The 21,016-nt window shown below is 64.2% G+C and carries 16 protein-coding genes; 15 read left to right on the forward strand and 1 reads right to left on the reverse strand.

What is annotated here, in order from left to right:
* Positions 1-237: 237 nt before the first annotated feature.
* The 15 genes from ACRHIG_RS07825 to ACRHIG_RS07895 all read left to right on the forward strand — a co-directional run bounded on the left by ACRHIG_RS07825 (position 238) and on the right by ACRHIG_RS07895 (position 19,360).
* Positions 238-1,533 (forward strand): MFS family transporter, encoded by a 1,296-nt coding sequence (locus ACRHIG_RS07825; RefSeq protein ID WP_101484721.1) that lies wholly within the window; start codon positions 238-240, stop codon positions 1,531-1,533.
* 90 nt (positions 1,534-1,623) lie between these two features.
* The gene (locus ACRHIG_RS07830) at positions 1,624-2,319 is read left to right on the forward strand and encodes a fumarylacetoacetate hydrolase family protein (protein ID WP_489629831.1); all 696 of its coding nucleotides are present in this window, start codon (positions 1,624-1,626) and stop codon (positions 2,317-2,319) included.
* Positions 2,320-2,337: 18 nt separating this feature from the next.
* On the forward strand, positions 2,338-2,661 hold the full coding sequence (locus ACRHIG_RS07835; RefSeq protein WP_475416151.1) for a thioredoxin family protein: 324 nt from the start codon (positions 2,338-2,340) through the stop codon (positions 2,659-2,661).
* Between the two features lie 618 nt (positions 2,662-3,279).
* Positions 3,280-4,530 carry an MFS transporter gene (locus ACRHIG_RS07840; RefSeq protein ID WP_077408443.1) on the forward strand — a complete coding sequence of 417 codons (1,251 nt, stop codon included), beginning with the start codon at positions 3,280-3,282 and terminating at the stop codon, positions 4,528-4,530.
* 248 nt (positions 4,531-4,778) lie between these two features.
* Positions 4,779-5,798: an ABC transporter substrate-binding protein gene (locus ACRHIG_RS07845; protein WP_489629832.1), complete on the forward strand. Its 1,020-nt coding sequence runs from the start codon at positions 4,779-4,781 to the stop codon at positions 5,796-5,798.
* Between the two features lie 202 nt (positions 5,799-6,000).
* Positions 6,001-8,175: an ABC transporter permease gene (locus tag ACRHIG_RS07850; protein ID WP_489629833.1), complete on the forward strand. Its 2,175-nt coding sequence runs from the start codon at positions 6,001-6,003 to the stop codon at positions 8,173-8,175.
* Positions 8,172-9,257, forward strand: coding sequence for an ABC transporter ATP-binding protein (locus tag ACRHIG_RS07855; RefSeq protein WP_489629834.1), 1,086 nt, complete (start codon positions 8,172-8,174; stop codon positions 9,255-9,257). Before ACRHIG_RS07850 ends, ACRHIG_RS07855 begins: the two co-directional genes overlap by 4 nt.
* Entirely contained in the window at positions 9,254-10,087 is an 834-nt protein-coding gene (locus ACRHIG_RS07860; protein WP_489629835.1) for an inositol monophosphatase family protein, read from the forward strand. Before ACRHIG_RS07855 ends, ACRHIG_RS07860 begins: the two co-directional genes overlap by 4 nt.
* 113 nt (positions 10,088-10,200) lie before the next feature.
* Positions 10,201-11,295 carry a porin gene (locus ACRHIG_RS07865; RefSeq protein ID WP_489629836.1) on the forward strand — a complete coding sequence of 365 codons (1,095 nt, stop codon included), beginning with the start codon at positions 10,201-10,203 and terminating at the stop codon, positions 11,293-11,295.
* Positions 11,296-11,365: 70 nt separating this feature from the next.
* Entirely contained in the window at positions 11,366-12,352 is a 987-nt protein-coding gene (gene iolG, locus ACRHIG_RS07870) for an inositol 2-dehydrogenase (protein WP_489629837.1), read from the forward strand.
* Positions 12,353-12,364: 12 nt separating this feature from the next.
* Positions 12,365-14,311 (forward strand): bifunctional 5-dehydro-2-deoxygluconokinase/5-dehydro-2-deoxyphosphogluconate aldolase, encoded by a 1,947-nt coding sequence (locus ACRHIG_RS07875; protein ID WP_489629838.1) that lies wholly within the window; start codon positions 12,365-12,367, stop codon positions 14,309-14,311.
* Entirely contained in the window at positions 14,308-16,137 is a 1,830-nt protein-coding gene (iolD, locus tag ACRHIG_RS07880) for a 3D-(3,5/4)-trihydroxycyclohexane-1,2-dione acylhydrolase (decyclizing) (protein WP_489629839.1), read from the forward strand. The genes ACRHIG_RS07875 and iolD overlap by 4 nt, the downstream gene beginning before the upstream one ends.
* Positions 16,138-16,139: 2 nt before the next feature.
* Entirely contained in the window at positions 16,140-17,054 is a 915-nt protein-coding gene (gene iolE, locus ACRHIG_RS07885; protein WP_489627921.1) for a myo-inosose-2 dehydratase, read from the forward strand.
* On the forward strand, positions 17,051-17,848 hold the full coding sequence (gene iolB, locus ACRHIG_RS07890; RefSeq protein WP_489627920.1) for a 5-deoxy-glucuronate isomerase: 798 nt from the start codon (positions 17,051-17,053) through the stop codon (positions 17,846-17,848). The genes iolE and iolB overlap by 4 nt, the downstream gene beginning before the upstream one ends.
* A gap of 12 nt (positions 17,849-17,860) precedes the next feature.
* On the forward strand, positions 17,861-19,360 hold the full coding sequence (locus tag ACRHIG_RS07895; RefSeq protein ID WP_489629840.1) for a CoA-acylating methylmalonate-semialdehyde dehydrogenase: 1,500 nt from the start codon (positions 17,861-17,863) through the stop codon (positions 19,358-19,360).
* A 30-nt stretch (positions 19,361-19,390) separates the two neighbouring features.
* Here the strand turns inward: ACRHIG_RS07895 and ACRHIG_RS07900 are convergent, their stop codons facing one another.
* Entirely contained in the window at positions 19,391-20,977 is a 1,587-nt protein-coding gene (locus ACRHIG_RS07900; protein WP_489629841.1) for a histidine-type phosphatase, read from the reverse strand.
* Positions 20,978-21,016: the final 39 nt, after the last annotated feature.

Here is a 21,016-nt window from a genome sequence, read left to right on the forward strand (position 1 = left end):
GGCAAGCACCATGCACTGTGCACTCACACAAGATGCGGCATCGGCATCGGCCAGGGCATCGCGCTGGTGCTGGAACGGGTCTGATTCCATGCGCCCGAAGGCGAAAAATAGTTGCCGGCGATACGTATTAACCCGTATGCCGGGCGGCTTTTTGACCTTGATCAAGGGCGTATGATGCAAAACCAGCCCGGGCAACCTGGCAGGCGTTGGCTTTTTCACACGAACAAGAAGATTGATATGACATCCCACGATACTCCGCATGACGTTGCGCAGCTGACTTCCCAGCAGCGCATCAAGGCCATCATTGGCGCTTCTTCCGGTAACCTGGTCGAATGGTTCGACTTCTACATTTACTCGTTCTGCGCGCTGTATTTCTCGCACGCCTTCTTCCCTTCCGGTAACCCCACCACGCAGCTGCTGCAGACGGCCGGCATCTTTGCCGCCGGCTTCCTCATGCGCCCGGTGGGCGGCTGGCTGTTCGGCCGCATCGCCGACAAATACGGCCGGCGCCAGTCGATGATGATTTCCGTGCTGATGATGTGCGGCGGCTCCTTGATGATCGCCGTCATGCCCACGTATGACACCATCGGCGCCTTCGCGCCGTTCCTGCTGCTGGTGGCGCGGCTGTTCCAGGGCCTGTCCGTGGGCGGCGAATACGGTACCAGCGCCACCTACATGAGTGAAGTGTCGGAGTCGGGCAAGCGCGGCTTCTTCGCCTCGTTCCAGTACGTGACCCTGATCGGCGGCCAGCTGCTGGCCTTGCTGGTGCTGGTGGTCTTGCAGCAACTCCTGACCTTGGAAGAGCTGCGCGCCTGGGGCTGGCGCATCCCGTTCGTCTTTGGCGCCCTGGCGGCCCTCGTCTCGCTGAACTTGCGTAAATCCCTGACGGAAACGACCACCGCCAGCGAGCGCAAGGACAAGGATGCGGGCAGCCTGCGCGGCTTGCTCAAGCATAAGCGCGCCTTCATCACGGTACTCGGCTTTACGGCCGGCGGTTCGCTCGTGTTCTACACGTTCACTACCTACATGCAGAAATACCTGGTCAACACGGCCGGCATGGATACCAAGACGGCCAGCGCCGTCATGACCTGCGCCTTGCTCGTCTACATGATTCTGCAGCCCGTGTTCGGCGCCTTGTCCGACCGCATCGGCCGCCGCACGTCGATGCTGTTCTTCGGCGGCCTGGCCACCCTGTGCGTGCTGCCCATCATGCATGCCTTGAAGGATATTTCCAGCCCGTACGCGGCGTTCGGCCTGATCATCATCGCGCTGGCCATCATCAGCTTCTACACGTCGATCAGCGGCCTGATCAAGGCGGAAATGTTCCCCGTCGAAGTGCGCGCGCTGGGCGTGGGCCTGTCGTATGCGGTGGCCAACGCCATGTTCGGCGGTTCGGCCGAATACGTGGCGCTGCAGTTCAAGGCCTGGCACGTGGAAGAGTATTTTTATTGGTACGTCACCATCATGTGCCTGATTTCCTTCATCGTCGCCATCCGCATGCCGGACCCGAGCCGCTCGGGACTGCTGAAGTAACGTTGTCGTAAAATGGGTGGCACTGCGTGGGGGACACTGCGGTGTCCCTTTTTCATCGCCGCCTTTTTATCGTGCCGATCAGGAGTTTTCATGTCGTATGTCATTCCCGCAGCCATCCAGCCCAGCGTTCCCGTCACCGGCAGCGTCGATGGTTTCCCCGTTCACCGCATCTATTGCGTGGGCCGTAACTATGTGGACCACGCCAAGGAAATGGGCCACACGGGCCGCGAGGCGCCGTTTTTCTTCATGAAGCCAGCCGACGCCGTGCTGCCCGTGCCAGCCGGCACGACGGGCGAGCTGCCGTATCCGGCGCAGACGCAGGATTTCCAGCACGAGATGGAGCTGGTGGTGGCCATCGGCAAGGGCGGCAGCGATATCGGCGCGGCCGATGCGCTGGGCCACGTGTGGGGTTATGCGATCGGCCTGGACATGACGCGCCGCGACGTGCAGGGCGCAGCGAAAAAACTGGGCCGTCCGTGGGAGACGGGCAAGGCCTTCGAGCACTCGGCGCCCATCGGCCCCATCACGCCGGCCGCGCAGGCGGGCGACGTCAGCCACGCCGCCATCACCCTGCGCGTGAATGGCGAGCTGCGCCAAAGCAGCAGCATCGATATGCTGATCTGGAACGTGGCCGAAACCATCGCCGATTTGTCGACCTATTTCACCTTGCAGCCGGGTGACCTGATCTACACGGGCACGCCGGCCGGCGTGGCGGCCGTGCAGCGCGGCGACGAGCTGGTGGGCGCCATCGATGGCCTGGAGACCTTGCGCCTCAAAGTGGTCTAAATTGTCTGGGAGGCTGGCATGATGCACGACACATATTCCGTAGCACAACCGACACGCGCCGAGATCGACGCCCTGGCGGGCCCGGCCCTGCTGGAATTCGGCACGGGCTGGTGCGGCCACTGCCGCGCCACAGACGCGCCGCTGGCCGCCGCGTTGGCGCAGCACCCCGGGGTAGCGCATATTCGCGTGGAAGACGGCCCCGGCCGCGCGCTGGGGCGCTCGTTCAAGGTGAAACTGTGGCCGACCCTGATTTTCCTGAAAGATGGCCAGGAAGTGGCGCGCCTCGTGCGTCCGCTCGACAGCCGCGAGATCGAGCAGACTTTTGCATTGATCGATGCGTAGGTCAGCATAGGTGGGCGTAGGTCGGCGTAGGTCGGCTTAGCGCAGCGTAAGCCGACACCACCGTACATGCTCCATCACAACTTCTTGCCGCACCGCAGCACTGCGCGTATGATAAGCCGCTTACAGCAAGATCAACCGCATCCTGCGTGATGCAGCGCGATCATCGCCGGCCCGCTCCACCCGGAGGGGCCGAGGGCAAGGACTCACCACAAATGACCGATGCCGCGATGCCGACGCGCGGGTCTGGTACGGAATGCCTGGCGATACGCCGGGCCTGATACACGTCGCCCATCCCCTGACGCCTTTCCTGCCGTGCCCCGGGTAACCGGATGGCGCACGACCGTTGTTTCTCTAAATCAGCACTGATCACGGCGCGTTAGCGCGCGTTGCCGGCAGTTCGCTACGGCAACAAAAACCGTTGTTTTTGTTTGCAAATTTAATAGCAAATGCGCGGCAAATGCCCGCGCGCAAGGCTATGATATGCGAACGACACGGAGACAACGTGCTGTGCTGCTGCCTGAAAAAACATCCAGAGAATGGCCTTTAGACACCCTCCCCAAGGAGCGCAGTAAATGAGTAAGCCCCGGAGCACCCCCCAAGAAAAATTCCCCCGGCACGGTGCTGTTCGCCAGCCTGATCGGCACCACCATCGAGTTCTTTGACTTTTATATCTACGCCACCGCCGCCGTGCTGGTGTTCCCGAAACTGTTCTTCCCCGCCGGCGACCCGTCGGCCGCCGTGCTGCAGTCGCTGGCCACGTTCGCCATCGCCTTCTTCGCCCGCCCCATCGGCTCGGCCGTGTTCGGCCACTTCGGCGACCGCATCGGCCGCAAGGCGACCCTCGTGGCGGCCTTGCTGACCATGGGTATCTCCACCGTCATCATCGGCTTGCTGCCGACGTATGCGGCCATCGGCACCCTGGCGCCGCTGCTGCTGGCGCTGTGCCGTTTCGGCCAGGGCCTGGGCCTGGGTGGCGAGTGGGGCGGCGCGGTGCTGCTGGCAACCGAGAACGCGCCACCGGGCAAGCGCGCCTGGTACGGCATGTTCCCGCAGCTGGGCGCGCCGATCGGCTTCTTCCTGTCGGGCGGCATCTTCCTGCTGCTGAGCGAAACCATGACCGATGAGCAGTTCTTCAGCTACGGCTGGCGCATCCCCTTCCTCGCCAGCGCACTGCTGGTCATCGTCGGCCTGTACGTGCGCCTGAAGATCACGGAAACGCCGGACTTCCAGAAAGTCATCGACAAGAACGAAGTCGTCAAGCTGCCCGTGGCCACCGTGTTCCGCCAGCATGGCCGCATGTTGTTCCTGGGCACCATCATCGCCCTGGCCACCTTCGTGCTGTTCTACCTGATGACGGTGTTCGCGCTGAGCTGGGGCACGACCAAGCTGGGCTTCACGCGCAAGGAATTCCTCGTCGTGCAGCTGTTTGCCGTGCTGTTCTTCGCCCTGACGATTCCGTTTTCGGCCGTGCTGGCCGACCGCCGCGGCCGCCGCGCCACCCTGATCTGGGTCTCCGTCGCCATCGCCATCTTCGGCCTGGTGCTCGCACCGATGTTCGGCTCGGGCGTGACGTGGGAAGTGACCGTCTTCATGGCCGTCGGCCTGGGCTTGATGGGCATGACCTACGGACCGCTGGGCACGATGTTGTCCGAGCTGTTCCCGCCCGAAGTGCGCTACACGGGCGCCTCGCTGACGTTCAACCTGGCGGGCATTCTGGGCGCCTCGCTGGCGCCGTACATCGCCACCTGGCTGGCCACCAACTACGGTCTGCAATACGTGGGTTATTACCTGTCGCTGGCGGCCGTGCTGACACTGGGCGCCTTGCTGATGGTGGGCAAGCCGCGCGCGGGCAAGGAAGCCTGGCAGTAACACGCCTCTGATCCTGGAGATCCCGAAAGCCGCCAGCTGCACGCACAGCTGGCGGCTTTTTTGTCGGTAAAACACCACGCCGCATGCCTGCCGAGATTCTTGTTGACAGTCAAAATCGGCTGATGTTAAGGTGTGCACACGTGTGCAATGCGGTGCAAAGCCTTGAAAAGCACATCCCGGGACAGTGACGCCGCAAGATAGCGGTGCGGTCTGAAGTACCACAACGACAACGAACTTGGAGTGAGACGATGAAGATGCGCAATGTTGCGATTGCTATAAGCCTGGCCCTGCCGATGACGGCCATGGCCGCCGAGGAACGCCTGTCCGTGCTGTGCTCGGCCGACATGGAATGGTGCCAGCTGATGAAGAACCGCTTCGAGGCGGAAAGCAAGATCAAGGTATCGATGATCAGGAAGAGCGCCGGGGAAGCCTACGCGAAGATCCGCGCCGAAGCGTCGAACCCGAAATCGGACATCTGGTGGGGCGGCACGGGCGACCCCCACCTGCAGGCCGCCGCCGAAGGCTATACGGAAGAATACAGGTCGCCCACCCTGCCCAAGCTGCAGCCGTGGGCGCTCAAGCAGGCCGAGACGGCCAAGTACCGCACCGTCGGCATCTACATCGGCATCCTGGGCCTGGCCTACAACGAAAACGTGCTGAAGAAGAAAAACCTGCCGCCGCCCCAATGCTGGAAAGACCTCGTCAAGCCCGCCTACAAGGGCGAGATCGAGATGGCCAACCCGAACTCCTCGGGCGCCGCTTACAACGCGCTGGCCACCGTGGTGCAGCTGTTCGGCGAAGAGGACGCCTTCGATTTCCTGGCGAAAATGGGCCAGAACGTCAGCAAATACCCGAACGCGGGCGTGGCGCCGGGCGAGGACGTGGGCCGCGGCGAAGCGGGCGTGGCCATCGGCTTCATGCATGACCTGATGAAACTGACCGTGGCCGGCTTTCCCGTGAAGGTCTTGCCGCCCTGCGAAGGCACGGGCTACGAGATCGGCTCGATGAGCATCGTCAAGGGCGCGAAAAACATGGAACAGGCAAAGAAATTCTATGAATTCGCCCTGCGTCCCGACGTGCAGAGCGAAGCCGTCAAGGCGCTGGCTTTCCAGATCCCGTCCAACGCGGCGGCCACCATTCCCGCCGCCTCGCCGCGCCTGGAAAACATCAAGACCATCAACTACGACTTCGCCAAGTATGGCGCGTCGGACACGCGCAAGCGCTTATTGCAACGCTGGACCACGCAGATTTATTCTGCCGGCAATTAACGCGCGCCAAAACTTACTGCGCGTCGCGATTTGCAGCCTGCGATGCTCACTGTGCTAGCGCACAGCTGCGCGTCTCGGCCGCAACTCACTGCCGCTCGCTACAGTTTTGGCAGGCGTTAAACCTATATCAATTGTTCAAAACGTCTGGAAACAGAGCGCATCGCGCAACAGAATTTCAGACGTTCATAGTTGGATGAAACTCATGAAAAAGATATTTTACGGCTGGCTGCTGGCCGCTTTGGCAGCGTTGTGCCTGTTGCCCTGGCAGCAGCAGGAAGCGGGCCTGTTCGCCGGCGAGTGGCTGCGCGACGGCCAGTTCTTCAGTGAACGTGGCGCGCCGGCCGTGCTGCACGTACTGTCGTTCGGCGCCTGGCCGCTGGGCGTGTTCTTAGCCCTGATCGCCGCCAGCGCCGCGCTGGTGGCCGCCAATCCCCACCGCAAGACCCTGGGCCTGGGCCAGATCGCCCTCGGCGGCGCGGGCCTGCTGTGGCTGGCATGGCTGGGCTGGGGGCCGCTGGCCGCCGGCACCGGCCTCGGTTTCGGCGCGCTGTTGCTGGCGCTGTGCCTGCTGTTCCTGCTGACCTCGGGCGCCGCCGCCTGCGGCGTGTGCCGCGGCGACGCCTTCGTGGCCGGCGCCATCGGCCTCATCATCTGCCTCATCTCCCTGTTCGTGCTGTTCCCCGTCGCGCTGATCCTGGTGAGCGCCGGCCAGCCCATGGACGATGGCGGCACGGGCGCCGCCGCCCTGGCGCACCGCCTGGCCGACCCCGGCATCTGGAGCCTCAATTGCGTGGCCGGTCCCGGCCGCTGCGGCGTGGCCTGGAATACCCTGGCGCTGGCCCTGCTGACGGGCGTGTCGGCCACCTTCCTCGGTCTCGTCTTTGCCCTGCTGGTGACGCGCACCAACGGCCGCTGGGTACGCCCCATGCGCGCCATCACCATCTTGCCAATCGTCACGCCGCCGTTCGTGCTGGGCCTGGCCCTGATTTTGCTGTTCGGCCGCAACGGCGCCATCACGGGTCTCGTCGGCGAGTTGTTTGGCATCGAACAAAGCCGCTGGCTGTACGGCATGACGGGCGTATGGCTGTCGCAGATGCTGGCCTTTGCGCCGATCGCCTTCATGACATTGATCGGTGTGGTCGAAGGCGTCAGCCCCTCGCTGGAAGAAGCGTCGGGCACCCTGGGCGCGAGCAGCTGGCAAACCTTCGTCAAGGTCTCCTTGCCGCTGATGCGTCCCGGCATCGCCAATGCCTTCTTGCTGTGCTTTATCGAAAGCATGGCCGACTTCGGCAACCCGATGGTCTTGGGCGGCAACTTCCACGTGCTGTCGACGGAAATCTTCTTTTCCGTGGTGGGCGCCTCGAATGACCAGGGCCGCGCGGCGACGTTGGCCATCGTGCTGCTGACGTTTGCCGTGGGCGCCTTCTTCATCCAGAACCTGTGGCTGGGCAAGAAATCGTATGTGACGGTGACGGGCAAGGCCGACCACGGCGGCCACGCCTCGCTCAATCCGCGCCTGAAAACCACCTTGTGGACCATCGCCCTGCCATGGTTCGCCTTCACGGCCCTGATCTACGGTACCGTGGTGGCGGGCGGCTTCGTGAATAACTGGGGCCAGGACAATGCCTTCACCTTGCGCCATTACATCGACGCCTTCGGCATCACGGCGGGCGCTGCCGGCTGGCACTGGACGGGCCAGGCCTGGCCGTCGCTGTTCACCACGCTGACGATTTCGGCCATCGCCGCGCCCTTGACGGCCTTTGTCGGCATCCTGTCGGCCTGGCTGCTGGTGCGCCAGCAATTCGCCCTGAAGAGCGCGTTCGAGTTCGGCACCATGCTCAGCTTTGCCATTCCCGGCACCGTCATCGGCATCAGCTACATCCTGGCGTTCAACTCGGCGCCGATCGAACTGACGGGCACGGCGACGATTCTGATCCTGTGCTTTGTCTTCCGCAACATGCCGATGGGATTGCGCACGGGCATCGCCGCCATGCGCCAGCTCGACGGCAGCCTGGACGAGGCGTCGATCACCCTGGGCGCCAGCAGCTGGACCACCATGCGCAAGGTCATCCTGCCGCTGCTGCGCCCGGCCATCGCCTCGGCCCTCGTGTATGGCTTCGTGCGCTCGATCACGTCGATCTCGGCCGTTGTCTTCCTCGTCAGCGCCGATTACGACATGGCCACGTCCTACATCATCGGCCTGGTGTCGAACGGTAACTACGGCACGGCCATCGCCTATGCCACGGTGCTGATCGTCATCATCCTGCTGTGCATCCAATTGATCCATTTGCTGGTCGGCAAGCGCCGCCTTCGCCGCGTCAGCGCCGAAAAAACGCTGCCGGCCGCCGTTCCCAACCTGGAAAAGAGCTACGCATGAACCACTTTACTACCCAAGCAACAGAGCTTGCCGCGCTGGAATTCGATGGTGTTACCAAGCGCTACGGCAAGGCCCTGGCCGTGAACGATGTGTCGTTCATGATCGCCCCGCGCACCATGGTCACCCTGCTGGGCCCCAGCGGCTGCGGCAAGACGTCCACCCTGCGCCTGATCGCGGGCCTGGAGCGCGTCAGCGCCGGGCGCATCCTGCTGGCCGGCGAGGATGTCACCCTGACCTCCGCCGCCGAGCGCGACGTCAGCATGGTGTTCCAGTCGTATGCGCTGTTCCCGCACATGACGGTGCTCGACAACGTGTGCTACGGCTTGACCGTCTCGGGCGAGACCAAGCCGCGCGCCGTGGAACGGGCGCAGGAAAGCCTGCGGCTGGTGGGCCTGGCCGATTTTGCCGCGCGCTTCCCGAACGAGTTGTCGGGCGGCCAGCAGCAGCGCGTGGCCGTGGCCCGCTCGCTGGTGCTGCAGCCCAAGGTCTTGCTGCTGGACGAGCCGCTGTCGAACCTGGACACGAAACTGCGCCGCCGCGTGCGCGACGAGATCCGCGACATCCAGGTCAAGCTGGGCTTGACGGCCGTGTACGTCACGCATGACCAGGAAGAGGCGCTGGCCATTTCCGACCAGATCATCGTCATGAACCGCCAAGTGATCGCGCAAAAGGGCACGCCGCACGAGCTGTTCGAGTCGCCGGCCGACAAGTTCGTCGCCGACTTCATCTGCAACGCGAACATCGTCGATGGCGTGATCGAATCGGTGGCCGACGGCAAGGCCGTCTGCGTCATGGGCAAGCTGCGGCTGCGCCTGCCATGCCGCAGCCAGCGCAGCGGCGAAGCGAGTTTCGCCGTGCGTCCGGAAGCGATCCTGCTGTCGCCCGCGCAGCCGGACAGCGCCATGGTGGTGCGCGTGGCGCGCGCCACTTACCTGGGACGCGAAATGCAATACACGCTGGAGACGCCGGTCGGCGAACTGTTTGCCGTCTCGCACGACTTGAGCCAGGTTTTCACGCAAGGCACATCGGTCGCCATGACCGTACACGAACATGGCGCAGCCATCATTGGAGGACAAGCATGACAGATATGACACAGGCAGCGGTACTGGCCGACGCGGCGACCCTGGAACGCTATGCCTACGCCCGGCACATCATCGGCCAGGCGGGCGAGATCGCGCTGGGCATGTTCCAGCGCCGCACGGAACTGGTGATCGAGGAAAAGGGCTTGCAGGACATGGTCAGCATCGCCGACCGCATGGTCGAGGATTTCCTGCGCGCGCAGATCGCCGAGCGCTTCCCGGAAGACGCCGTAGTGGGCGAGGAGCGGGGCGGCGGCGCGTCCGACGCGCGCTGCGTGTGGGTCATCGATCCCATCGACGGCACGGCCTGTTTCGTCAACGGCATGCTGGCCTGGTGCGTGTCGATCGGCGTGCTGGTCGACGGCCAGCCCGCCATCGGCGCCGTGTACGACCCGAATGCGGACGAGCTGTTCCACGCCTGCCTGGGGCAGGGCGCGCATGTGACGGCGAAGGCGGGCGAAACGCGCCTGCGCATCAACGACGTGGCCAGCCTGCAGGGCGGCGTGCTGGGCGTGGGCTTTTCGCACCGCGTGGGCACCGATACCTTTTTGCCCTTCCTGCTCGACGTGCTGGAAGAGGGCGGCATGTTCATCCGCAACGGTTCCGGCGCGCTGATGATCGCCTACGTGGCGGCCGGGCGTCTGATCGGCTATTTCGAGCCGCACATCAATTCCTGGGATTGTCTGGCGGGCATCGTGCTCGTCAACGAGGCAGGCGGGCGCTGCAATGATTTCCTGGCCGATAACGGCCTGGAAAAGGGCAACCCCATCCTGGTGGGCGGCCCCCGCTTGTATCCGCAACTGGCGGCGCTGGCCTTGCCGCGCTGTCAGTAAATCAGCAGGTATTGGAAAGGGAGGGCAGGCGTCCGGCGAGGGACGCATGTAGTGGCAACACGCTGTCGAGCATCATGAGTAATCCACCACCATAAAAACAAGCAGGAGACAAAATGAAAAACGGGATGAACACCATGCAGTTGAACAAGATCGCCGCCGTATTGTTGCTGGTCGCACCAGGCTGCGTGCTGGCCGAATCGAGCGTCGTCGTGTACGGCCGCATCCACGCGGGCTTCGACCGCATCGAAACGTCGAGCTCGGCCACGGCGCCGAACGGCGAGTCGGTGTCGCGCGTATCGGACAATTCCTCGAAGATCGGTTTCCGTGGACGTGAAGACTTGGGCAATGGCAACACGGCCTTCTTCCAGATCGAAGGCAATGCCAAGCTCGACGATGGCACGGGCGCCATCAATAGCAAGGATACCTTTGTCGGGCTGGAAAACCCCGCCTATGGCCGCATCGCGCTGGGCCGCTTCGCCACGCCGATCCGCCAGATCAACGGCTACACCAACCGTTTCGTGGGCGAAGGCATCCAGGATGACGCCAACATTTCGCAGCTGGGCGGCGAAGGCTTCAACCGCCGCAGTGCGAACGCCGTCAGCTATCGCACGCCCGTGGTGCAGGGATTCAGCGCCACGATTTACCGCGCCAGCGAAAACGAGGCATCGAACGGCGACCGCATCTATTCGGGCATCGTGCAATACGTGAACGGCCCTGTCAAGGGCGCCGTCGGCTATGAAAAGCACAAGGACTTGCGTCCCGGCTTCAGCGAAAAGATGTACCGCGCCGTGGGCAATTACAACTTCGGCGGCGGCGACGTGGGCGTGGCCTGGAACCGCATGGTGTATGACGTGGCGGGCGGCGACTTGCAGCGCGACTACTTCACCATCACGGGCGCCTACAAGGCGGGCGGCGGTGCCTTCATCGGCCGTTTCGGCGTGGCAGGCGACGTGTCGGGCAGCGCGCCCAACGGCAGCAGCGTGACCATCAAGGCCACCACCCTGGTGCGCGGCGACGACAGCGGCGCCAAGCAGGCGACCTTGGGCTACGAGTATTACTTGTCCAAGCGCAGTACCGTGTATGCCTATTACACGCAAACGAATAACGACAAGAACGCCAACTACACGTTTGGCGGCAATGCCTTCGCCGCCACCAAGAAGGGTGCCAAGCTCAGCGGTGTAATGCTGGGCGTCATCCACCTGTTTTAACTTTTTTAGCCCGGATTTGCACACGTGTGCATTTTCGGGCCAAGCGATACCGACTATCAAGGAGATGGAAATGATTCAAGTGGCATTGTTCGGCGCCGGGCGCATCGGCCGCATTCACGCCGGCAATCTGGTACGCCAGCCCGGCGTGCGCCTGAAATACGTGGTCGACGTGCATGCGGGCGCGGCGGCGGAAGTGGCGGCCCTGCATGGCGCCAGCGTCGCCAGCGTGGAGGCCGTTCTGGCCGACCCGGAAGTCAAGGCCGTGCTGATCGCGTCGAGCACGGATACGCATGCGGACCTGATCGTGCGGGCGGCCGCCGCCGGCAAGGCCATCTTTTGCGAAAAGCCCGTCGACCTGACCCTGGAGCGCGCGCGCGCCGCCGCCGCCGTCAAGGAGGCAAAAGTGCTGTGCATGATCGGCTTCCAGCGCCGCTACGATCCCACGTTTGGCGCCGTCAAGCAGCGCATCGCAGCGGGCGAGATCGGCACGCCGGAGATGCTCATCGTCACCAGCCGCGATCCGGGCCCGCCGCCCGTCAGCTACATCCAGGTGTCGGGCGGCATCTTCAAGGATATGCTGATCCACGATTTCGACATCTTCCGCTGGATACTCGATGATGAAGCCGTCAGCGTGCACGCCACGGGCAGCTGCCTCGTCGATCCGGCCATCGGCGCGGCGGGCGATCTCGACTGCACGGCCGTCACCCTCCGCACGGCGAAGGGACGTTTGTGCCAGATCAACACGACGCGCCGCGCCGCCTACGGCTACGACCAGCGTTTCGAAGTGCTGGGCAGCGCCGGCATGCTGCAGGCGGGCAACCACAAGCCGACGGAAGTGACGGCCTATGGCGCCGTGAACGTCAGCGTGGACAAGCCGGAAGACTTTTTCCTGGAACGCTACCGCGCCGCCTACGCCAGCGAAATGGCGCACTTTTTCGACGCCTTTGCCCATGGCGCAGCGCTGCGCACCACCGTCCACGATGGTTTGAAAGCCCTGGAACTGGCCGAAGCGGCCACCGTGTCATGGCGCGAGCAGCGCATCGTGCAACTGTCATAAGGAAACAATGCCATGAAGAATACGACTGAATTTGCCCAGGGCCGCGCGCTCGACGTGATCTGCCTGGGCCGCCTGGCGGTGGACCTGTACGCGCAGCAGATCGGCAGCACCCTGGAAGACGCGACCAGTTTCGCCAAATACCTGGGCGGCTCGTCGGCGAATATCGCCTTCGGCACGGCCCGGCTGGGCTTGAAGTCGGCCATGCTGTCGAAGGTGGGTGACGACCACATGGGCCGTTTCTTGACGGAGACCTTGGCGCAGGAGGGCTGCGACGTCAGCCATGTGGGCATCGACCGCGACCGGCTCACGGCCCTGGTGATGCTCGGCATCAAGGACAAGCACACCTTCCCGCTGATTTTTTACCGTGAAAATTGCGCCGACATGGCCATCGAAGCGTCCAGCGTCGACGCCGCCTTTATCGCTCCCAGCAAGGCTCTGTTGATCACCGGCACGCATTTCTCGACCAGCGCCATGCACGCCGTCAGCACGCAGGCATTGCAGCTGGCCCGCGCGAACAACGTGCGCACCGTGCTCGATATCGATTACCGGCCCGTGCTGTGGGGCTTGTCCGGCAAGGCGGACGGCGAAACGCGTTTCGTCTCGAACGAAGGCGTGACCCGCCACTTGCAGGCCATCCTGCCGCAGTTCGACCTGATCGTCGGCACGGAAGAGGAATTCATGATCGCCGGCGGCGGCGCCGACATCATGGCGTCCCTGCGCGCCGTGCGGGCCGCCACCCTGGCCACCCTCGTCGTCAAGCGCGGGCCGCTGGGCAGCGCCATCATCGACAACGTGGTGCCCGCCAGTTTGGATGACGCGTATAACTACCGCGGCGTGCGCGTGGAAGTCTTGAACGTGCTCGGCGCGGGCGACGCTTTTCTTTCCGGTTTCCTGAAAGGCTGGCTGCGCGGCGAGGATTACGAGGCGTGCTGCCGCTATGCGAACGGCTGCGGCGCCCTGGTCGTGTCGCGCCACGGCTGCGCACCGGCCATGCCGTCGCCCGTCGAGCTCGACTATTTCCTCGCCAATGCGGCCAAACTGACGCAGCCGGACCAGGACGCCACCTTGTCGCGCCTGCATCGCACGACGGTGGCGCGCAAACAGTGGAATGAACTGTGCGTATTTGCGTTCGATCACCGCACGCAATTCTTTGAGCTGGCCCAGCAGGGCGTGAGCGATGAAGCGCGGATTTCACAGCTCAAGCAACTGTTCGTGCAAGCCGTGGGCCAGACGGAAGCGGCGCGCGGCTTGCAGGGCGGCACGGGCGTGCTGATCGATGACCGCTATGGCGTCGATGCGCTCAACGATGCGACGGGGCGCGGCTGGTGGATAGGCCGTCCCGTCGAGATGCCGGGCTCGAATCCCTTGCAATTCGACTGGGGCCGTTCGCTGGCATCGCGCTTGACGCAGTGGCCGAAGGAACACGTGATCAAGTGCCTGGTGCAGCTGCATCCCGACGATACGCCGGAAAACCGGCTGGAACAGGAAGCGCAAATCAAGGGCTTGTACGACGCCGCGCAAATCACGGGCCATGAATTGCTGCTGGAAATTATTCCTGCCAAGTCCTTGCCCCAGCACGACGATACCGTGTATCGCGCCGTCAAGCGCCTGTACAACCTGGGCATTTACCCGGAATGGTGGAAGCTGGAAAGCATGTCGGCCCAGCAATGGCAAGCCATCGATGCCCTCGTGCATGAACGCGATCCGTATTGCCGTGGCGTGGTATTACTGGGCTTGAACGCGCCCATCGCCGCCCTGGCCGCCAGTTTCGAGCAGGCCAGTGCCAGCAGCACGTGCAGGGGCTTCATGGTGGGCCGCACCATCTTCCAGGAACCGAGCCGCCGCTGGCTGGCCGGAGAACTCGACGATGCGGGCCTGATCGCCGCAGTGCGCGCCAATTTCGAGCAGCTGATTGGTCTGTGGCAGCGCACGCGCAACCGCCTGGAGCGTGCCGCATGAGCGCCACGATCCGATTGACCATGGCGCAGGCCTTGGTGCGCTACCTGGCTGCCTTGCGCACCGAGGACGGCGAACCCCTGTTCGGCGGCGCCTTCGCCATCTTTGGCCACGGCAACGTCGCCGGCCTGGGTGAGGCGCTGTACCAGTACCAGGATGTGTTCCCCACTTTCCGCGCCCACAATGAACAGGCGATGGCGCACGCGGCCATCGCCTATGCGAAAGCCCACATGCGCCGGCGCATGATGGCGGTGACCAGCTCCATCGGTCCCGGCGCCACCAACCTGCTGACGGCCGCCGCGCTGGCGCACGTGAACCGCTTGCCCGTGCTCTTGCTGCCCGGCGACGTGTTCGTCTCGCGCGCGCCGGACCCCGTATTGCAGCAGTTGGAAGACGGTACGGATGGCAGCGTTTCCGTCAATGATGCGTTCAAACCTTTATCGCGTTATTTCGACCGCATCGTCTATCCGGAGCAATTGCTGACGGCCTTGCCACGGGCGATCGCCGCCTTGACGGACCCGGCCGCCTGCGGTCCCGTGACCTTATCGTTGCCGCAAGACGTGCAGACGATGGCGTATGACTACCCGGAAGCATTCTTTGCGCCGAGGACCGTGCGTTTCCGCGCCGTGCCGCCCGTCGAGCAGGAACTGGAAGAGGCGGCGGAATTGCTGAAAAACGCGAAGCAGCCGCTGATCGTCGCCGGCGGCGGCGTGCTGTACGGCCAGGCCGGCGCCGCCCTGCGGACGTTTGCCGAACGGCACGGCATTCCCGTGGCGGAAACCCAGGCCGGCAAGAGCAGCTTGCCCTGGGACCACCCCTTGCAGCTGGGCGCCATCGGCGTCACCGGTTCGCCCGCCGCGAATGCGCTGGCGGCGGACGCGGACGTGGTGCTGGCCGTCGGCACGCGCCTGCAGGATTTCACGACAGGATCGAACTCCCTGTTTGCGCAGGCGCAACTGCTCAGCCTGAACGTCAACAGCTTTGATGCGCTGAAACGCCGGGGCCTGGGTGTACAGGCGGACGCGACGCTTGGCTTGCAGGGACTGTCGCGGCGGCTGGATGGCTGGCACAGCGCGGGCCAGTGGCAGGAGCGGGCGCAGCAGGAAGCGCATGCCTGGCGCGCCACCTTGCTGGCGATCACCGGCAAGCGGGAAGTGGCCGGCTTACCGTACGACGGCGAAGTCATCGGCGCCGTGCAGCGCTCTTCACTTGACTCCACCACCCGCGACATCGTCGTCTGCGCGGCAGGGACTCTGCCGGCCGAGCTGCACAAGCTGTGGCGGACAAGCACGCCGGGCGGCTACCACATGGAATACGGCTATTCGTGCATGGGCTATGAAATCGCCGGCGGCCTCGGCGTCAAGATGGCCAAGCCTGACTCGGAAGTCATCGTCATGGTGGGCGACGGCAGCTATCTGATGATGAATTCGGAAATCGCCACCTCCGTGATGCTCGACAAAAAGCTCATCATCGTCGTGCTCGACAACCGGGGCTATGGCTGCATCAACCGCCTGCAGCAGGCCTGCGGCAATGCCTCGTTCAACAATATGTTGCCCGACAGCGCCCCCCGCATCGACTTCGCCCTGCATGCGCAATCCCTGGGCGCGCTGTCCGAACATGTGGGCTCGATTGCCGAACTGGAACAGGCCATGCTGCGCGCCCGTGCCGCTGCGCGCACGTATTTGATCTGTATCGACACGGACGACACGCGCACGACGCAGGAGGGCGGCTGCTGGTGGGAAGTGGCCGTGCCCGAGGTCTCCACCCAGCCCGGCGTGCAGCTTGCCCGTGCCCGTTATGAAAACGATCGCCTGAAACAAAGGAATTGAAAATGACTACCTGGAATGTACGTATCGGCATCAACCCGATCTCGTGGATGAACGACGATTTACCGAGCCTGGGCGGCGAAACGCCCCTGGAAACGGCCCTGAAGGAAGGCGCCGAGATCGGCTATGTGGGTTTTGAACTGGGCAACAAGTTTCCGAAAGATGCCCCGTCCCTGAACGCCGTGCTGGGCAAATATGGCCTGGCGTGCGTTTCCGGCTGGTATTCGGGCCGCCTGGCCCATCGGTCTGTGGAAGAAGAGATCGCCTCCGTCGCATCGCATTTGCGCTTGCTTGCCGACAGCGGCGCCACCGTCATGGTGTATGGCGAAGTGGCCGACGCCATCCAGGGCGAAGCGCGTCCCTTGTATAAACGCCCTCGCTTCCAGTCGCAGCAGCAATGGCAGGACTACGCCGACAAACTGACGGCGTTTGCCGCCCACCTGCTGGCGCACGGCGTGCGCCTGGCCTATCACCACCACATGGGCGCCTACGTGGAAACGCCGGCCGACGTGGACCAACTGATGGCCTTGACGGGTCCCGAGGTCGGCTTGCTGTTCGACACGGGTCACATCACCTTCGCCGGCGGCGATGCCTTGGCGGTGTTAAATAAACATATCGACAGGATTTGCCACGTGCATTGCAAGGACGTGCGCCCGAATGTGGTGAAACTGGCCCGCAACGGCCACTGGAGTTTTTTGCAGGCGGTGATCAATGGCGCCTTCAGCGTGCCGGGCGACGGCAGCATCGACTTCCCGGCCATCCTGACGCGCTTGTATCTGCACGGCTACGAGGGCTGGCTGGTGGTGGAGGCGGAGCAGGACCCGGCCGTCGCGCCCAGCTACGCATACGCGAAGATGGGCCACGATTACCTGGCGCGCCTGGTTGACGCGATCCCCCGACTGGGCCGGGAGGCGGCATGAGCCCGCTGCTGGTCAAAGCAAAGTCCGGTTCCACCATCGTCGAGGTGACACCGGCGTCGGCCGGCTGGACGCACGTGGGCTTTGCTGCCCACCGCCTGGCGGCCGGCGAGGTCTTGACGCTGGAGACTGGCCGCCGCGAACTGTGCCTCGTCGTGCTGACGGGCACGGTCACGGTGCGGGCGGGCGAGCAGACCTGGGAAGCGATCGGCAAGCGCGCCAGCGTCTTCGAGGACGTCTCGCCCTACGCCGTGTATGTGCCGCTGGAAACCACGGTGCGTATCACGGCCGTGAGCGCCGCCGAGGTGGCCCTGTGCAGCGCCCCGGCCACGACTAAGCGCCCGGCGCGCCTGATCGAACCGGCCAGCATGACGCGCTCCGTGCGCGGCCAGGGCGCCAACACGCGTTATGTGTGCGACATCCTGCCGCAGACGGAAGCAGCGGACGGCTTGCTGGTGGTGGAAGTCGTCACGCCGTCCGGCCACTCGTCGAGCTATCCGCCGCACAAGCACGACAGCGACAATATTCCAACCGAAAGTTCGCTGGAAGAAACCTATTACCACCGGCTGAACCCGGAGCAGGGTTTTGCGTATCAACGGGTCTACACGGATGACCGCTCCATCGACGAAGCCATGGCCGTGGAAAACCACGACGTGGTGATGGTGCCGCGCGGCTACCACCCCGTCACCGTGCCGTATGGCTATGACGGCTATTACCTGAACGTGATGGCCGGCCCGAAACGCGTGTGGCATTTTAAAAACGACCCGGCCCATGACTGGCTGATGCCTACCAAATAACAAGGATTCAAGATGACAACGCAACAGATCGGCCACTTTATTGGTGGCAACCCGATGGCTTCGCGCTCGGAGCGCACGAGCGACGTGTTCAACCCCGCCACGGGCGCCGTGACGGCCAAGGTGGCGCTGGCCACCCCTGCCGAACTGAACGCGGCCGTGGCCGCCGCCCATGCAGCGTTTCCCGCCTGGTCGCAAACCTCGCCGCTGCGCCGCGCCCGCGTCATGTTCAAGTTCAAGGAGTTGCTGGAAGAACATTCCGACCAGCTGGCGGCCCTGATCACGGCCGAGCACGGCAAAGTCTTCACGGATGCGAAAGGGGAAGTGACGCGCGGCATCGAAGTGGTGGAGTTTGCCTGCGGCATCCCGCAGATGATGAAGGGAGAGTATTCGGAGCAGGTGGCCGGCGGCATCGATGCCTGGTCGATCCGCCAGGCACTGGGCGTCTGTGTCGGCATCACGCCGTTCAACTTTCCCGTGATGGTGCCGATGTGGATGTTCCCGATGGCCATTGCCTGCGGCAATACGTTTGTATTAAAACCGTCGGAACGCGACCCGTCGGCCAGCCTGCTGCTGGCCCAGCTGCTGACGGACGCGGGCTTGCCCGACGGCGTCTTCAATGTGGTGCAGGGCGACAAGGAAGCCGTCGACGGCTTGCTGCACCACCCGGACGTGCGCGCCGTCAGCTTCGTCGGTTCCACGCCGATTGCCGAATATATCTATGCGACGGGCTGCGCGCAGGGCAAGCGCGTGCAGGCGCTCGGTGGCGCGAAGAATCACATGGTCGTCATGCCCGACGCGGATATCCCGCAGACGGTCGATGCCCTGATGGGCGCGGCCTTCGGCTCGGCTGGCGAGCGCTGCATGGCCATTTCCGTCGTCGTGGCGGTCGGCAATGTGGCGGATCAATTGGTGGAAGCGCTGGTGCCGCGTATCGCGGCGTTAAAGATCACGCAGGGCATGGACCTGTCGGCCGAGATGGGTCCCGTAGTGACGCAGGTGCACAAGGACAAGATCGCCGGCTATATCGCGCAAGGTGTGGAAGAGGGCGCCAAGCTGGTGGCCGATGGGCGCGGCTTCGTCCTGCCCGGCCATGAGCGCGGCTTTTTCCTCGGCGGCAGCCTGTTCGACCACGTCACGCCCGAGATGACGATCTATAAGGAAGAAATCTTCGGCCCCGTGCTGTGCATCGTGCGCGTGCCCGATTTTGCCACCGCGCTGGACCTGGTCAATGCGCATGAATACGGCAACGGCACGGCCATCTACACGCGCGACGGCAACACGGCGCGCGAATACACGCACCGGGTGCAGGTGGGCATGGTCGGCGTCAATGTGCCGATCCCCGTGCCGATGGCCTTCCACAGCTTCGGCGGCTGGAAGCGCAGCCTGTTCGGCGACCACCATGCGCACGGCCCGGAATCGGTGCGTTTCTACACGAAGCAGAAGGCGGTGACGCAGCGCTGGCCGGCCTCGACGGCGGCCGGGGCCGAGTTTGCCATGCCGACCTTGAAGTAAAGCGCGCTGGCGGCGCGCAGTATCAGCGCGTCAGCGCGCCGCCACGTGTCCGTAGCAGGTTTTCAGTTTCACATAGTCGTAAAAGACGCTGCCCGGCGCGATGCGGGCGCCGTCGCAAGCGGCCTGGAAGTCCGTTTCCTTTTCGTTGTACAGCAGGCGCACGATGAGCTGCCCTGCGTCGTTGCGGTACACATCCCATTGCATATTGGCCGCCAGCGGCGAGACGCTCTGTCCGCGCCATGGATTGTTTTCATAACTGTAGCTGACCGATGCCGGCAAGGGGGCCAGCGCCTGCTGCAAGCCCATGGCCGACGCGAGCGGAATGATCATCTCGGCGTGCGTGAAGCGCAGCTTGGCCGCGTGGCGCACATCTCCCCTGGCCAGCGCATCGACCTCATTGAAAAAATCGTCGCGCAAGGCCAGCGCAAAGCGCCACGTCACGCCGCCGCTTTCCGTGGTGGCCGGTCCCTTCTGGTAAAAATCCTCGTGGTCGGCGATATAGGCGTAGTAGCGCGCGTCCTCGGCGGGCATGTAGCGGCTGAAATCGGCCGGCACTTCATGCCGCATGCCGGCGGCGATCGCATACAGCTCATACAGTTTTGTCGCGGCCGCATTCAGGCTGCGGATGACGGTCTTGCCGCTGCCCGTCATGGTGCGCGTGAGCTTGCCGTCGTCGCTGGTGAAGGTGTAGCTGCCCGTGTCCGCATAGCTGGCGCGGCCGCCTTCAAACTGGTCGAGGAAGGCGGGAGAAAACAGCCGTTCGAGCACGTGGCGCGCATGTGCGGCCGCCGCAGGCAGCCTGGCCGGAGTGCCCATCAGCGCATCCAGCTGCTTGGTTCTTTCATAATACTGGTAGGCCTGGCTGGCGGCATAGGTGGCGTAATACGGGTTGGCCGGATCGGTGACGCGGTCCGTCTGCGGCGCCAGCTTGTGCGCGTACAGCAGGAAGCGGTTGACCCCATCGGGCTGCAATATCGGCTGCACCCTGGGCTTGCGTCCCTGCGGATACGGCGCCGGCGCGGGCGGCAGGTACAACAGGGGCGTCAGCGCTGGCGCGTGCTCCAGCAGCGACTGCGTGAAGAAGCGCGAACTGTCGCGCGCGCGGTCCACGCCCGAATGGATGGTGACGAGCTGGCGCGGCGCCGTCGCCGCGTCCTGGCCCACCTGCGCGAACAGGGTGGGCAGGCGCGCCAACATGCGCACGGCAAGCTGCCGATGCTCGTCGATACCCGTCTGCGACAGGTTGCCGTAGCCGGGCCGCTCGATGCCGGCCACGCCATAACCGAGCAAGGCATTGGCCTTCATCAGGGCCAGGATGTCGGGACCGAGTTCGCGGCCCAGGGGCGTGAGCGCATCCTGCGCGGCGGCCTGCTGCCACATCGCATACAGGGCCGCGTCGTTCTTCATGCTGGTGAGCCCGCGCGAACCGTGGCGCGCCGCCAGTTGCGTGAAGATGGGCCGGAAGCCGGCCGGCGGCGTGGCATAGGTGGCCGGGTCCTGCTGCGGCGCATACGGCGTCTTGGTCTGGTAATGGCCTTCGGCGGCCAGCGTGGGACCGGCGCACATGGCGAGGGCCAGGGCCAGCGGGATGCTGGCCAGGGGAAGCGATGGAGGCATGGGGGTCCGTGACATGATGAGTTCCTGGGCGCAAGCCTA

This window comes from Janthinobacterium sp. C22, from assembly GCF_057919405.1.

Coding starts and splice junctions, on each gene's coding strand:
- ACRHIG_RS07900 (WP_489629841.1), bottom strand. CDS start 20,977: ATGCCTCCATCGCTTCCCCTGGCCAGCATCCCGCTGGCCCTGGCCCTC.
- ACRHIG_RS07865 (WP_489629836.1), top strand. CDS start 10,201: ATGAAAAACGGGATGAACACCATGCAGTTGAACAAGATCGCCGCCGTA.
- ACRHIG_RS07825 (WP_101484721.1), top strand. CDS start 238: ATGACATCCCACGATACTCCGCATGACGTTGCGCAGCTGACTTCCCAG.
- ACRHIG_RS07895 (WP_489629840.1), top strand. CDS start 17,861: ATGACAACGCAACAGATCGGCCACTTTATTGGTGGCAACCCGATGGCT.
- ACRHIG_RS07875 (WP_489629838.1), top strand. CDS start 12,365: ATGAAGAATACGACTGAATTTGCCCAGGGCCGCGCGCTCGACGTGATC.
- iolG (WP_489629837.1), top strand. CDS start 11,366: ATGATTCAAGTGGCATTGTTCGGCGCCGGGCGCATCGGCCGCATTCAC.
- ACRHIG_RS07845 (WP_489629832.1), top strand. CDS start 4,779: ATGAAGATGCGCAATGTTGCGATTGCTATAAGCCTGGCCCTGCCGATG.
- iolD (WP_489629839.1), top strand. CDS start 14,308: ATGAGCGCCACGATCCGATTGACCATGGCGCAGGCCTTGGTGCGCTAC.
- ACRHIG_RS07855 (WP_489629834.1), top strand. CDS start 8,172: ATGAACCACTTTACTACCCAAGCAACAGAGCTTGCCGCGCTGGAATTC.
- ACRHIG_RS07830 (WP_489629831.1), top strand. CDS start 1,624: ATGTCGTATGTCATTCCCGCAGCCATCCAGCCCAGCGTTCCCGTCACC.
- iolE (WP_489627921.1), top strand. CDS start 16,140: ATGACTACCTGGAATGTACGTATCGGCATCAACCCGATCTCGTGGATG.
- ACRHIG_RS07850 (WP_489629833.1), top strand. CDS start 6,001: ATGAAAAAGATATTTTACGGCTGGCTGCTGGCCGCTTTGGCAGCGTTG.
- ACRHIG_RS07860 (WP_489629835.1), top strand. CDS start 9,254: ATGACAGATATGACACAGGCAGCGGTACTGGCCGACGCGGCGACCCTG.
- ACRHIG_RS07835 (WP_475416151.1), top strand. CDS start 2,338: ATGATGCACGACACATATTCCGTAGCACAACCGACACGCGCCGAGATC.
- iolB (WP_489627920.1), top strand. CDS start 17,051: ATGAGCCCGCTGCTGGTCAAAGCAAAGTCCGGTTCCACCATCGTCGAG.